Consider the following 14,574-nt stretch of genomic DNA (forward strand, 5'->3'; position numbering starts at 1 on the left):
TGAAACAGGATTGAATAATATCGTTAACAAAGAACATAGTGATTCAGGACGTACATTTCAATTAATTTGTAAGCGTTTACTAATCACTTTATTTTTTTCCAAGATGTTAGGAGGGGTAGGATGAGAAATTTACCAAGCGAGGTTATTATTAAAGAAGTAGGTCCCCGTGATGGATTACAAAATGAGAAACAATGGATTTCAACGGAAAATAAGATTGCTTGGATTAATATGCTGTCTAATACTGGTGTAAAGGAAATTGAGTATTCTTCTTTTGTAAGTCCTCAAATGATTCCAGCACTTTCAGATGCCAGAGAGGTCGGGCGAAGAATCAAAAGAAATCCAAATGTTAGTTACTCTGCGCTTGTACCAAATATAAGGGGATTGGAATATGCATTAGAGGCAGGGATTGATGGGGCATCGGTGTTCATGTCTGCAAGTGAAACACATAATCAGAAGAATATAAATAAAACGGTCGAGAGCACATATCCAATTTTAGAAGAAGTAATTAAAGAAGCTAAGCAAGCAGGGAAGAATGTAACTGGTTATGTATCAACTGTCTTTGATTGTCCCTATGAAGGGAGAATACAGCCTGACAAGGTGCTCAAGGTATGTGAGCACCTGATAAATGCAGGTGCAGATGATATATCCCTGGGTGATACAATTGGCACGGCTGTACCAAGTCAGGTGGAGCAATTGCTGGAAGTTATTATGAAGGAATTTCCTAAAGAAAAATTAATTCTGCACTTTCATGATACGAGAGGAATGGCGATTGCTAATATCATGACAGCGCTCCATTATGGCATTACACGTTTTGACAGTACGGTTGGAGGCCTTGGCGGATGTCCATATGCTCCAGGTGCAGCAGGTAATGTGGATACAAATGATGTATTATATTTACTGCATGGTGTCGGGATTCATACTGGAATAAGCGAAAGAAAAATGCAGGATGCGGGTCTCTATATTCAGAGCGAACTTGGAAAGAAACTTCCTAGTCGTTCATTAGCCTATATTTCCAATTTGTAAACGGTGGGCCATTAATTCAAGCAGAAGCGAAGTATACAGCTTTCTGCTTGAATTAATGGTTTTTTATGCATAATAAAGGCAGTTCTTGACTAGAATACCATGCTAACTTATGATTAAAGGCATACATATATATGTGATTAATTTTGAAAGGAATGAACTTCCATAGATCTGCAAAGTATTGGAAAGAAAATAAAACAAAGTCGTTTAAGAAAAAAAATGACCCAGCAGCAGGTGGCAGATCAGTGCCAAATATCGAAAAGCATGCTTTCAAAAATAGAAAATGGCCAAACCGCTTCTGCTGTTGCAACACTATCAAAAATAAGTGAAGTTTTAGATGTGCCTTTATCATGGCTGTTAGATGAGAAAACGGAAGAGGACCTTGTACTCCAGAAGAAAGCGGATCGTCAGTCCCGGCTTGGTGATGAGAATGATAATTTAGGTTACTCTTATGAACTCCTGGCTAATCGTGCATATTATAGCGGAATTGAGCCAACGATTGTACATGTTACACCAAAGGATAGTAATCGCCGTGAGGAAGGGTACACTCATTCTCAGGATGAATTTATCTTTATTTTGGAAGGTTCGATTATTCTTTTCTATGATGGAGAGGAATATGTAATGGATAGGGGAGACAGCGCTTATTTCCAAGGGCATAAGCCACATTTATTTGTCCCGGTTGATAATGAAGAAGCACGTGTGCTGACTTTATTTATTGATCGGAATTAAACGGAAAGTTTTCCAAACTATTAAAAAGATGGTTTCCAGCTAGTGCTGAAAACCATCTTTTTTACATTTTAATGATCGGCTGGATCACTATTTTCTTGTTCAAATTTAATAGGCTGTGGTGCAGCAGGTGAAGCAGTATCGCTTACTGCCTGCTTACCAGCAATATTCTCAAGGAGATCCTTGACATCAATTCCAGATGTTTCTTTTAAAGATTCTTGCAGGGTAGCCATTAAATTCGTAGCATAACTAGAAACCTTATTTGCTCCTCCGTTACTTTCGCTGCCGCCTGTATCAACTACAGTAATCTTGTCAATATTGCCAAGTGGAGCAGCAACTTCCTTCGCATATTCAGGAAGCATCTTCATTACCATGTCGAGCACAGCTGCTTGGCCGAACTGTTCAAAGGCCTGCGCGATTTTCTCTTTCGCTTCAGCTTCGGCAATCCCTTTGAGACGGATAATTTCTGCTTCCGATTCCCCTTGGGCTCTTAAAGAATCAGCTTTCGCAAGACCATCAACCCGAACTTGCTCTGCTTCAGCCTGTGCTTGAGATTCAATTCGATATTTATTCGCATCGGCATCAGCGAATTGTTTTGCCTTTTCAGCGATTGCAGCTTGTTCTACTGCATAGCGATCCGCATCAGCTTTCTTCTTCACTTCAGAATCGTATTGTTTCTCACGACGCAGAATTTCTTTTTCTTCAAGTTCAATTTGTTTTTGACGCTCGATAATTTGGATTTGCATTTCTTGCTCAGTAACCTGTTGCTTCGCACGTGCTGTTTCATAATCATATGCCTGGTCAGCTCTTGCTTTAGCAATGTCTTGTTCTCTGCGATATTCTGCAGTTTTTAATTGATTTTCTTTCTCTGCTTCTGCAATTTCAGTTGAGCGTTCTAGTTCTGCTTTTTGGGCATCTTTAGCTGCTTCAGCACGTTTAATTCTTGTTTCTTTCTCAGCATCAGCAGTCGCGATATCGGCGTCACGCTTCACCTGTGCAATTCTTGGCTTACCTAGTGAATCGAGATAGCCATTTTTGTCACGTACTTCTTTAATTGTGAACGAGACAATGATCAGTCCCATTTTCGCAAGATCTTGTGAAGCAACGCGCTGCACTTCCTGGGAGAATTTATCCCGGTTTTTGTAGATTTCTTCGACTGTCATTGAACCAAGGATGGAACGAAGATGTCCTTCTAAAACTTCCTTTGCTTCATTTTCACGGTCATCACGTGACTTACCTAGAAATTGTTCAGCAGCCGTAGCAATCTCATCGATAGAACCGCCAATCTTAATAATTGCTGTTCCATCTGCCATTACCGGTACACCTTGTTCTGTATATACTTCTGGTGTGGATACTTCCAGCTTACTGGATAAAAGACTTAATGGGCTTGCCTGCTGAAATACTGGCAGTACAAACGTCCCTCCACCACGGATGATTTTAATTTTATTGCCTGATTCATCCGTATGTACATTTTTTCCGCCAAGATAACTTCCTGTTACAATTAATGCTTCATCTGGCCCAGCAGTACGGTATTTGGAAGTGAAAATTGCAATCAATGCAACAAGTAAAAATATAACGATACCAACTACAATCCATACTGTTAAGCTAATCGATTCTAGCATAATGTTTCCCCCTTTATTTTACTTTTTATTAATAAACTCTTTGTATAGAGCAGATTAATTAGAATAAGCGTCTAACTCATTTTCATATGGTATGACATAAAGTACACCATTTTTAACTTCAATAACGAGAACTTGCTGTTCTAGATTGATAATCTCATTATCGTAGCTTGCTGCCGGTTTAGAAATCGTGCCGCTTTTGCTTTTAATCATAATTTCACCGAAACCATCCATAGGGATCGAAGTAATAATTGTCCCTACGCGTCCTTTTAATGAATCTTCTGTGTAGCTTAAAGACTCTTCTGCTGACGCCATTGGTATAAATACAAAGATGTTAAGGAAAGTATCTAGTATAAAAGCAATTGCAATTGAAACTGCAGCAATCAGCAATGTTGGAAGTGATGTTGTGATCTCCAAAATATAAGCTGAAGCAGAAAAGAAGGTTATAAATGCCAAAATGAGTGCCGGATTAAGAAAGGGGCTGATATCACCAATTCCGTCCAGGAAATCACCTAAAAATAAATAGAGGATGGTCAGGATTCCTGCCAGGATGAGCATAAACAAGTAAATCGTTTCTAAGGTCGCTCCAAATAACTCCATACATATTCTCCTTTCTCGACAACCGCATTTTAATGCTTAGTATATATACGGATGAGGTGGATGTTTGGTTTCATGATTTAACGAAAAATAAATCATTGCATTTACTATTAAATTTATTTTCTTTACTTATCTTTTCATACTCTTATCATAGAAAAGTAACGAATAGCAAGTAATCTAAAAAAGCACATATACTTTAACCATATTCGATTTAATCATGATATTCAACATAATTTTAAAAATAATAATGATTAAAAATCAACTTGATATTTTCTGACAAATTAGATATATTATGTACAGCAATATATCGTAAGGCGATATAAGGAATGGTGAACTGTATATGAAGAATGAAAATCCGATGTCCGAAGCAATGTATTATATCCTGCTCGCTCTAAAAGAACCTCTGCACGGCTATGCAATAATGGAAAAAGTAAGTGAAATCTCTTGTGACCGGATTAATATGGGACCCGGAACGCTTTATGGGATATTAAAACGTTTGGAAAAGGATAATTTCATTCAGCTGGCTGACAAAGAGGAAAGAAGAAAAACATATAAGATGACAGCGGTTGGTGAAAGAGCTTTAATGATAGAATTTAAACGATTAGCCAGTATGGTTGCAGAAGGCAAATCTATTATTGAGGGAAAAGTGGGAGATGAGTATGCGTGAGAAAGGAATGAACAGAAAAAGAAAGTTTAAAATCATCTGGCTTCATGAATGGCATATTGAAGAACAAGAGGCTTGGTTTATGGATATGGCTAAACAGGGCTGGCAACTTGAGAATCTTGTTTTATGGGGAGCAATTTTTGTGGAAGCCCTTCCTGAGGAAATAGGCTATCGAATTGAGATTACAAAGAAAAATCAGGAGATTGAAGAGGAACGTATTCAATTATATGATGATGCTGGATGGGATTATGTGACTTCTAGGAGATTCGTGCATGTATTCCGTAAGAGAAAAGAAAAACAAGCAGTTGAAATACATACAGATCCTGTGCTGCAGGCAGAATCAATTAAAATACTTAAAAAAAGTATGTGGTCTAACAGTATTGCATTTTTTTTACTTACGATATTTATTTTTTCTCTCCGTCTGATTATGTTTAATCATTTAACCAGTTATGATTTATTAAGTAATCAAATTATCACTGATGCACTTTTTACTTTATTCTATTTTTACCTTGTATATTATTTTATCTCAGGGATCATACATATAACGTCATTAATCAAGAAGCTTCAGAAGGGAATTGGACTGCAGCGTAATCATAAATATAAGCAAAAAATAAAGTTTGGCAGATTCAGCTTTTTTCTTTTATCTGTTTGCGCTATCGTTCTTATTGTGTTGGGAGCTCCAAAACTAAATCCGGATAAAATGTATCCAAAAATTCCAGCAGGGGAGCTGCCTGTTATAAGCTTAGCAGATATTGAAAATGTAGATTTAACAAAAGTAACCTATGAGAATAATGGAATGGTTGGAAAGCGGGATAATCATTTTGTAAAGGAGTCGAGCATTCTCGTTCCAAAGCAATTTATATTGCATCAGCAATTTTTTATACCAGGTGAAACCTGGAATAATAGTAAGGAAAAATACCAGCCAGCAATCCAATCTAAAAAATATGAAGCTCTAACCAGAGAGATTGCAGAAAAACTTCTTAATCTATTATTAGAGGAACATGATTATAAATCAAGCAAATTTACGGAGCATCAGGTAGCAGGATATGATGAGGTATGGATAGAGGAAAATACTCTGTCTGCGATCATCATTGCAAGGGAAGAAAAAAATGTTTATGTTATTTATTATGATGGGAACCAGTCTATAGAACAATTAAAAGAAAAAGTATTCGACCAATAAGTAAGGAAATCAAACTGGAAAGGCAATGTTCAAGGCTGTTTAATATCACTTAGAAAGGAATAACATCTATCTATTATTATTAAGTTGAAGCGTGCTTGGAGATAAGCTTTAGTAAAAGAGATATAGGATTATATCATTTCTGTATAAAAAATAGCGTTTAGCACTGTACAATCGCTCACAGTGCTAAACGCTATTTGTATTAACTCCAAAGATTCCAGGGATATTCCCTTGGCGGTACTGATTGCACACGAATTTCTTCTTTTTTCGTAGGATGTTCAAATGCTAATGCTTGAGACCAGAGGGCAATTTGCTGGCCTGGTTTATTAACAGCTGCACCATATTTTTGATCACCATACAAAGGAAGACCCCGGGAAGCAAATTGCACACGAATCTGATGAGGACGTCCGGTATGAAGTGTGATTGAAACGAAGCTTAAATCTTTCTTCGTACCAAGCACTTCAAAATCAAGAACAGCCTTTTTCGCATCTTTATGATTTTCATTTACAGTGTGGACCATATTCTTCTGTTTATCTTTTACTAAAAAGTCTTCTAAACGAGCGAAACTTTTATCAGGCTTCCCTCTGACAACTGCCAGATATTTCTTTTCTATTTTCTGTCTGCGAATCGTATCGGATAGACGAGATGCCGCTTTTGATGTTTTAGCAAAGACCATTACACCGCCAACTGGCCGGTCTAAACGATGAACAAGTCCAAGATAGACATTTCCTGGTTTATTATATCGTTCTTTAATATCTTCTTTAATGGCATTTAGTAAATCTAAATCCTTTGTCCGATCTTCTTGTACAGGCATATTGACTGGCTTTTCCACGAAAATCAGATGATTATCTTCATATAAAATAGACGGTTTCATTTTGTATCTCCTCTTATCCAAATTATTTATCATAGACATAACGTTCTTTACCTACTAATAAGCCAAAGCAAAGCAGCAGAATGATAAAGATTAAAATTGCGATAATCGGAAAATTCCAGTTCCCTGATAAATCAAATAGGAAACCGATAAATATCGGACCGACTGCAGCTAGAATATAGCCGACTGACTGTGCCATTCCGGACAGATCTGCTGCATCGCTGGAAGTTCTTGCTCGCATACCAAGCAGTGTAAGTGCCAGTGCAAATATCCCAGATAACGGGAACGCAATCAATATCGTACTTATTATCGTGAAAATGAAATTATTGCTGAATAATAGCAGCGCAAAACCAGTGAAATAGGATAATGCTAGAGTAACAATAATAACCCTTTGTGATTTTAATTTATCAGCAAGCATTGGAACAATAAAGCTTGCAGGCAGTCCAATAAATTGCGTGAAGGAAAGCATCCAGCCTGCGGTTTCCGTCGTTAGACCTTTAGAAAATAGAATTTCCGGCAGCCAAGAAATCGTGACATAGAATAAAAGTGACTGAAGTCCCATGAAAATAGCAATTTGCCAAGCCAATGGCTGAAGCCATATTCTCTTGTTTGAAGAATAGGTGTTCTTTGTTTGAACACTGTCTTTATGCTTATTTGTATGCTTACTTTTTGTTTTTAAATAGACCCATACAATCAGGGCAAGAATGACGGGTATTATCCAAAGTAATAGTGAAAATCTCCAGCCATTCTTTTCAAAACTTTCGGCAATAGGAATACTGACCCCAGATGCTAAAGAGGCAATTACTCCCATTGTGGTTGTATAGATACTCGTCATCAGTCCCACTTTAAAAGGAAATTTATCTTTAATTAATCCGGGCAGCAATACATTAAGAATTGCAATCCCCAATCCCGCAATGAAAGTTCCGCCAAATAATAGAATGATGGACGAGACGGGACGGATACTTATTCCAATAAGCAGCAGGAATAAGCCGATTAACATAGCACCTTCATACGAGTAACGATTGCCTAATCTTGCAGCAAAAGGTGACATAATCGCAAAGGCAATGAGAGGCAAACTTGTTAACAGCCCTGCACTCCCATTTGTTAAGGAAACATCATCTCTAATGTTTCCAATGAGTGGTCCCACGGAAGTGATTGCTGGTCTTAAATTAAAAGAAATCGCAATTATTCCAGCAACCAAAATAAATTGGTAAAGCTTTTTTGATTGTTTTGCATTTTCCATAATAACCAATCCTTTTCTTCTACTTATATATTCGTTCCTTGCATTCGACTTTTCAATGCAATACTTTCTTTATTCATTCCTCTATATGTGACTTTAACATTATTTTGTCTATATTTTTCTTCCACTTTTTCTAAAGCACCGATAGCTGAATCATCCCATAAATGTGCTCCTGTTAAATCAATGATGATTGTTTCAACTGGATCATCATAATTAAAATGATTTGGGAAGTCACTGACAGAGGCGAAAAAGAGCTGTCCGTTTACAGTATATAGCTTTGTTTGCTGTTCTACTAATAATGTTTCTGTGATTTCAACTTTAGATATTTTCGCTGCGAAAAAGATAGCACTTAATAAAACACCAGCCAAAACGCCAAGTGCAAGGTTGCTCGTGACAATGACAATAATTACAGTTGTCACCATTACAATTGCATCTGTTCTTGGGATACGATGCAAATTTCGTACAGAAGCCCAATCAAAAGTACTGATTGACACCATAAACATAACGCCCGCCAATGCTGCTAATGGAATCTGCACAACCAAGCCTCCTAATACAACGATGAGGAACATAAGAAATGCACCGGCAACAAGAGTAGATAATCGCCCACGACCACCTGATTTCACATTAATTACGGACTGACCAATCATGGCACATCCAGCCATGCCACCGAAAAATCCAGCAATAATGTTGGAAATCCCTTGTCCGCGGCTTTCTTTATTCTTATTACTAGCAGTGTCTGTCATATCATCAATTATATTAGCTGTGAGCAGTGATTCAATCAACCCGACAATCGCCAATGAAAAGGAATAAGGAAGGATAATCATCAAAGTTTCCCAAGTGAATGGAATGTCGGGAAATAGAAAAACAGGCAGTTTTTGGGTGATATTTCCCATATCTCCGACAGTACCAATATTTATGTTTCCATAGATAACAACCGCTGTAACTGCGACAATCGCAACAAGTGTTGAAGGAACTGCTTTTGTAAGCTTTGGAAAAAGATAAATAATTGCCAAGGTTACTCCAACAAGTAAATACATAATCCAAGATTCTCCTGCGAAGTGTGGGAGCTGTGCCAAAAATATCATTATGGCAAGTGCATTGACGAAACCAATCATGACAGAGCGCGGAACGAACTTCATCGCTTTAGCTAATTTAAAAATGCCAAATAATATTTGAATGATTCCTGTTAGAATAGTTGCTGCAAGTAAATACTCTAAGCCGTAATCTGCAACGAGATCAACCATAACTAAAGCCATCGCTCCAGTAGCTGCGGAAATCATACCTGGTCTTCCGCCTACAAAAGCAATTACGATTGCAATACAAAATGAAGCATATAGTCCAACCATTGGGTCAACTCCAGCAATGATGGAAAAGGCTATAGCTTCAGGGATTAAAGCGAGTGCGACAACGATTCCAGCGAGAATATCTCCACGCACATTCCCGAACCATTGTTTTTTTAATGTCTGTGTATTCAATTTTTCACCTCTAAAAGTTATTAAAAACACCCCTCATATATAGAGGGGGTTACATTTATTTTAACACTAGCAATCATAGCATAAAATAGAATGAAAGAAAAACAGCGGTAAACACTATCCACTCTGTCTTTTTTTGTTTCTTTATATAAAGCTATATTTTATGAAACAGCTTATACTTAGACTAGAATAATTTATAGGATTGGGGGATAGGAGAATGAAAACAGAAAAAGAAAAAATGCTTGCAGGGGAGTTATATCATCCTGAAGACAAGCAATTAGTAGAAGATCGCATAGAGGCAAGAAGATTAACCCGGTTATATAATGAAACAAAAGAAACAGAGTCAAAAAGTCGGAAAGCCCTTCTTAGTCAGCTTTTGGGAACTGTTGGAGAAGAGTTTTATATTGAACCGACTTTCCGCTGTGATTATGGCTATAATATCCATTTAGGCGAACGTTTTTTTGCTAATTTTGACTGTGTATTTCTGGATGTATGTGAGATTCGGATAGGGCATAATTGTATGTTTGGACCAGGTGTGCAGCTTTATACGGCCACACATCCTCTTGAAGCCGAATTGCGTAACAGTGGAATCGAGTATGCGAAACCAATTGTGATTGGCAATAATGTCTGGATTGGGGGCAGTGCAATCATCAACCCTGGTGTAACCATCGGCGATAATGCAGTGATCGCATCGGGAGCAGTAGTAACAAGAGATGTACCAGAGGGAGCTATAGCTGGGGGAAACCCTGCAAGAATAATCAAATATGTGACAGAAAAAAAGGACAGTTAATCTAAAGGCAAGGGGGGACGCATAATGTGGAATTTAACGTTAGAAGCGAAAGAAACATTTGAAAAGAGTAATTTATTGCTAATTCATGAGTCAGATGATGAATGGGAAGCAGTGCTTAGGGAAGCGAAAGAAGAAGGGGTAGACATACATGGCGAACTGCGTGATGAGCTTGAGGAGGTAAAAACAGAACTATATCAGATTGTGCCAAAACGTTTTCATCCTTACATTGAAAGTGGAACACTCAACCAGCCTGATCTGCCGCTTTCTGTTCGAGAAGATTATTTATCGTGGATAGAAGAAAGAGAGGAAGCATTTAGTCAAATCCTTACATTAGCATCTGAACAAACGGAGAAAGCTGCTGAATATTTGGCAGGTAATGTCCAGAGAGTCTTTAAAGAGGGTTTTCACGATGCTTTAATTGAAAAGCTAGAGAGAAATAGGGACTGCATCATGCTTAAATTAGAATGTGGAGGCTTTTCATTAATGGATCGTGTGTATCTTCAGTTCCATGGGGTGGCTGAAGAAATCAGCAATGAAGGCTTAACAGCTGGGGAAACAATTGTATATGATGAACTGCAGTATATAAATAACATGTTTCATTTGCGGGTGCTGACTGACGAGCTTGAGTGGACTATCGTCTTCAAAGACGTAACTGCAGATTATTATTTCCGGCCGGGATTATATACACAGTTAGCTCTTGAAGAAAAACTGGAAAATATGACACTAATCGAATATTTACAACAGCTTAATTCAGAACAAACATATTGGTTCATTACACCAGATATTGAAGAAAGGATGACTTTTACGGACGGTCAAATTGTGTTAGAACACGGAGAGCTTGAAATAAGTGGGGAAGCTATTCGGGTGATAGATAAGGAGCAGGTTTATGTATATACCTTTGATGAATATTATCCCGCGCAATTTATTTATACAGATGTTTATGAAAATCCAGAGGAAAATTTGGAGGAGCTGCTTCCGGAAAATGAAATTATTCCAGCAATTTTTGGTGAGAACATCTCACTGCAAGTACAAGCTTGGAATTCGATGTACAACGAACCGGAAGCTTATAAAGAAAAAATAAATCAAGTGTTAGCAAAAGTACAACAGACAGAGGAAAATGAAATGTTCTTATCTATTTATTTGGAGCGTTTTAGTGAATATAATGTTTTAAATTCTAGTAATTCAGCAAAATTCAAGTATTTATTAGAAGATGCATAATCAGTTTCTTTTAATGATTTTCCATGAATCTGAAACCTTTATATTGTAAACTCGTATAAGTATCAAGGGAGGAGAGAGAGAAAATGAGAAAAATAACTTTATTATTTATTGCTTTATTTATGGTATTTCTTGCTGCTTGCGGTGATAGCGAAGAGGCGCAGGATGTGTATCAAAAAGCGGTGGAAGCTGGAGAAAAACTTGAAAGTGCTGAAATGGATATGAAAATCAGCCAAACAATGGAGGGTGCGCCGGAAATGGGTGAGATGGTAATGGATATGGACATGCAAGCTTCTATTTTAATGGATCCATTGGCGATGCACCAAAAAGGAACAATGAACATCGAAATAGACGGAATGCCGGTCACTTCCGAGTCAGAAATGTATATGGTAGAGGATGGGATATACATGTTCGACTCAGCGAATCAAGCATGGCTGAAAATGGATGCCTCCATGGCTGAAGAACTTTCGGGTATGGACCAAGACCCAACTGAACAATTAGCAATGCTAGAATCATTCATGGATGATGTGGAGTTTTCTGAAGAGGATGGACAGTATATCTTTAAATTTTCTGGTGAAGGTGATGAATTAATAGAATTTACACAGCAGTATGTTGAAGAGTACCTTGGTACAGGCATTTTTGCAGAGGCTGGAGCCGATATGAATGAAATATTAGACAGCATGACCATCCATTCGATTGATTATGAAATTCGTATTGATAATAAAACTTATGATACAAAGTCGGTCATTTCAAATCTTGATTTTGAAATTGCAGTCGATGAAGAAGGAAATACCATGCGTATGAATCAGGAAATGAATGCAGCTTATACTGGTATAAATACAGTTGATTCCATTGAAGTTCCTCAAGAAGTCATTGACGCTGCACAGGATATGTAATTCCTTTACGAAGGATAAATGCTTGGATGTCATACACAATCAGGTCTTCAAGCATACATGGATTGTAAGGAAGGCTTTTCAGACAAATATAGAAGTTAAGAGAACATAAATAAATCGTAAAACTGCTCTGTGCGTTTTTCTCATAGAGCAGTTTTACTTTTGGTGCTGTGTTTGTTGTTATTATTAAAACAAAGGAATGAAAGGCTGACAATTTGTAAATGACATAAGAATAAAGATTTGATTCTTTATCAACTTTGGATGAACAGGATAGTAGCTGTTATAATGAGAGGTGTATATAATACATAGATGAATGCGCATACATTTATTGGCCAATGATTGCATCTTTTATGATATGTGCGTTTGATTACGGGGGAGGAATTGGGATGGAGGCTTTAAAATGGAATACACCAATTCAGCTGCGCAATTTGCTGAATGAAATTGTCAGCTGGAAAAGCATCACACTTTCAGAAGGGGAAAAGCAGTTTCCAATAAAGCTTCATGCAAAGCTGCAAGATATCATGTATTTTCAAACATATCCAGAGCAGCTTGCTTTACATGAAACAACCTTAAGAAGAAAATTATTAACTGCATTATATAAACACCCGGAAGCAACGGAGACAATTGTTCTTCTCAGTCATTTTGACACTGTTAATACAGAAGAATATGGTACACTTGAACCTCTGGCGACACAGCCGGAAGAGCTGACAAAAATACTTCTTGAGCATGAAGAAGAGTTGCCTGCCGAGGTTTGGGATGATTTACAGTCAAATGAATATTTATTTGGCAGGGGAACAATGGATATGAAAATGGGGCTGGTTACACATATATACTTGCTGGAGAAGGCAATCGCGGAAAAATGGAAGTTAAATTTAATTTTGCTGACTGTACCAGATGAAGAAGTAAATTCTGCTGGCATGAGAGATGCTGTACCAGCTTTATTGGAATTAAAAGAGGAATACAAGCTGGATTTTAAATTATTTTTAAACAGTGAACCAGTATTTCGACAGGAACCGCTTGACCCAACACAGTATTTATACACTGGCACAATCGGGAAAATACTTGCTGCGTCCTTATTCTATGGAAAAGAAACTCATGCCGGAGAGCCGTTGAGTGGGATAACGTCACCATATATTTCCTCTTTTATGACCAGGGAAATGGAATGGAATGAGCTGTTCCAAGAAACGGTACTAGGGGAAAGCACACCACTGCCTGTAACTTTACAACAGACGGATCTCCGTTTGAATTATTCGACACAGACACCGTACCGCTCTTCTGCCTTATATAATATCTTTGTAATGAAGCGCACAGCTTCGGAAGTATTTGAGTTATTTGAAAAGGTTGCTTTAAAGGCTGCAGAAAAATGCAATCAGCATTATCTGGAGATTTGTAAAAAACAGCGTGTTGAGCCAATTGGAAAAGTCAGAGTAATCCGTTATAAAGAATTAGAAGCATATGCAATTAAAAAATTGGGCAATGATTTTGTTGAAGAGGTGAAAGCAGATATTCAATTTAATGATGAATGGGATGAACGTGAAAAATCATTAAGAATTACTGACAAATTGATGATACAATGTCAGGAGTTAGCGCCTGCTATTATTATTTTATTCGCGCCCCCTTATTATCCAGCTGTTAATTCAACTGGAAATGAATTAGTGGAATATTGTACAGACTATGTACTGCAGCGGGCTGGGAAAAAATATGAATTACCAATGAAACGTGCTCATTTCTTTAATGGAATTTGTGACTTAAGTTATGTGAATTACGATGGAGGACACGCTGGCTGGTCAGCCTTTGAAGAAAATACACCTGTCTGGGGTGATAGTTATCGTATTCCTTTTGAAGGTATGCAGGAATTAGATGCTCCAGTTATTAACATTGGTCCTTTCGGGCATGATGCGCATAAACGAACAGAACGAGTCCATATTAAAAATGCATTTGAAGAAATTCCAGCCTTACTGGAGGATCTGCTGCTAGATTTAGTCAATACGTGGAATAAATAATAATAAGTTTTTGGCATAACCGATCAGCTGGAGGTGTAGAAAATGGGAATAGCAAATATTGGGATACCCGGTTTAATTTTAATTATTGTAATAGCCTTAATAGTGTTTGGCCCCAAAAAAATGCCGGAAATTGGAAAGGCTGCTGGCGATACTTTAAAAGCTTTTAAGTCATCTGTTAATGATCGACCAGAAGAAGAAGGAAACAAAGAAAAAGAACGTGAAGAAAATTCTAAGCAATAAAAAGAAGGAAAATACATATTCCGTATGTATTTTCCTTCTTTTTTTAG

The 14,574-nt window shown here is 37.5% G+C and carries 14 protein-coding genes; 9 read left to right on the forward strand and 5 right to left on the reverse strand.

The window, feature by feature from the left end:
- Positions 1–120 precede the first annotated feature (120 nt).
- Both NST93_RS01560 and NST93_RS01565 read left to right on the forward strand, forming a co-directional pair.
- Positions 121–1,023 carry a hydroxymethylglutaryl-CoA lyase gene (locus tag NST93_RS01560; protein WP_405100543.1) on the forward strand — a complete coding sequence of 301 codons (903 nt, stop codon included), beginning with the start codon at positions 121–123 and terminating at the stop codon, positions 1,021–1,023.
- Positions 1,024–1,212: 189 nt separating this feature from the next.
- Positions 1,213–1,749 carry a helix-turn-helix domain-containing protein gene (locus tag NST93_RS01565; protein WP_405103725.1) on the forward strand — a complete coding sequence of 179 codons (537 nt, stop codon included), beginning with the start codon at positions 1,213–1,215 and terminating at the stop codon, positions 1,747–1,749.
- A 68-nt stretch (positions 1,750–1,817) separates the two neighbouring features.
- Here NST93_RS01565 and NST93_RS01570 read toward each other — a convergent pair whose 3' ends face one another.
- Both NST93_RS01570 and NST93_RS01575 read right to left on the reverse strand, forming a co-directional pair.
- On the reverse strand, positions 1,818–3,368 hold the full coding sequence (locus tag NST93_RS01570; RefSeq protein ID WP_405100545.1) for an SPFH domain-containing protein: 1,551 nt from the start codon (positions 3,366–3,368) through the stop codon (positions 1,818–1,820).
- 54 nt (positions 3,369–3,422) lie between these two features.
- Entirely contained in the window at positions 3,423–3,965 is a 543-nt protein-coding gene (locus tag NST93_RS01575) for a hypothetical protein (RefSeq protein ID WP_405100547.1), read from the reverse strand.
- Between the two features lie 337 nt (positions 3,966–4,302).
- Between NST93_RS01575 and NST93_RS01580 the strand changes: the two genes are divergently transcribed.
- Both NST93_RS01580 and NST93_RS01585 read left to right on the forward strand, forming a co-directional pair.
- Positions 4,303–4,629 carry a PadR family transcriptional regulator gene (locus NST93_RS01580; RefSeq protein WP_405100549.1) on the forward strand — a complete coding sequence of 109 codons (327 nt, stop codon included), beginning with the start codon at positions 4,303–4,305 and terminating at the stop codon, positions 4,627–4,629.
- The gene (locus NST93_RS01585; RefSeq protein WP_405100551.1) at positions 4,622–5,806 is read left to right on the forward strand and encodes a DUF2812 domain-containing protein; all 1,185 of its coding nucleotides are present in this window, start codon (positions 4,622–4,624) and stop codon (positions 5,804–5,806) included. The genes NST93_RS01580 and NST93_RS01585 overlap by 8 nt, the downstream gene beginning before the upstream one ends.
- Before the next feature lie 199 nt (positions 5,807–6,005).
- On the opposite strand, the gene NST93_RS01590 is transcribed toward NST93_RS01585, so the two are convergent.
- Genes NST93_RS01590 through NST93_RS01600 form a run of 3 tightly spaced genes read right to left on the reverse strand, consistent with a single transcriptional unit; the run spans position 6,006 to position 9,389 of the window.
- Positions 6,006–6,677, reverse strand: coding sequence for an RluA family pseudouridine synthase (locus tag NST93_RS01590; protein ID WP_405100553.1), 672 nt, complete (start codon positions 6,675–6,677; stop codon positions 6,006–6,008).
- A gap of 22 nt (positions 6,678–6,699) precedes the next feature.
- Entirely contained in the window at positions 6,700–7,917 is a 1,218-nt protein-coding gene (locus NST93_RS01595) for a CynX/NimT family MFS transporter (protein WP_405100555.1), read from the reverse strand.
- A gap of 23 nt (positions 7,918–7,940) precedes the next feature.
- A complete protein-coding gene (locus tag NST93_RS01600; RefSeq protein WP_405100557.1) occupies positions 7,941–9,389 on the reverse strand; it encodes a SulP family inorganic anion transporter in 1,449 nt (482 codons plus the stop codon).
- Between the two features lie 214 nt (positions 9,390–9,603).
- Between NST93_RS01600 and NST93_RS01605 the strand changes: the two genes are divergently transcribed.
- The 5 genes from NST93_RS01605 to tatA all read left to right on the forward strand — a co-directional run bounded on the left by NST93_RS01605 (position 9,604) and on the right by tatA (position 14,527).
- Entirely contained in the window at positions 9,604–10,176 is a 573-nt protein-coding gene (locus NST93_RS01605) for a sugar O-acetyltransferase (RefSeq protein ID WP_405100559.1), read from the forward strand.
- 24 nt (positions 10,177–10,200) lie between these two features.
- Positions 10,201–11,394 carry a DUF4085 family protein gene (locus NST93_RS01610; RefSeq protein ID WP_405100561.1) on the forward strand — a complete coding sequence of 398 codons (1,194 nt, stop codon included), beginning with the start codon at positions 10,201–10,203 and terminating at the stop codon, positions 11,392–11,394.
- Positions 11,395–11,477: 83 nt separating this feature from the next.
- Entirely contained in the window at positions 11,478–12,287 is an 810-nt protein-coding gene (locus NST93_RS01615) for a DUF6612 family protein (protein ID WP_405100563.1), read from the forward strand.
- A gap of 383 nt (positions 12,288–12,670) precedes the next feature.
- Positions 12,671–14,287, forward strand: a complete 1,617-nt coding sequence (locus NST93_RS01620) for a M20/M25/M40 family metallo-hydrolase (RefSeq protein WP_405100565.1) — start codon at positions 12,671–12,673, stop codon at positions 14,285–14,287.
- 42 nt (positions 14,288–14,329) lie between these two features.
- The gene (gene tatA, locus NST93_RS01625; RefSeq protein ID WP_405100567.1) at positions 14,330–14,527 is read left to right on the forward strand and encodes a twin-arginine translocase TatA/TatE family subunit; all 198 of its coding nucleotides are present in this window, start codon (positions 14,330–14,332) and stop codon (positions 14,525–14,527) included.
- Positions 14,528–14,574 lie beyond the last annotated feature (47 nt).

Origin of the sequence: Oceanobacillus sp. FSL H7-0719 (assembly GCF_045040795.1) — a bacterium.
In the GTDB taxonomy this organism is placed as follows: Bacteria; Bacillota; Bacilli; order Bacillales; family Amphibacillaceae; genus Oceanobacillus.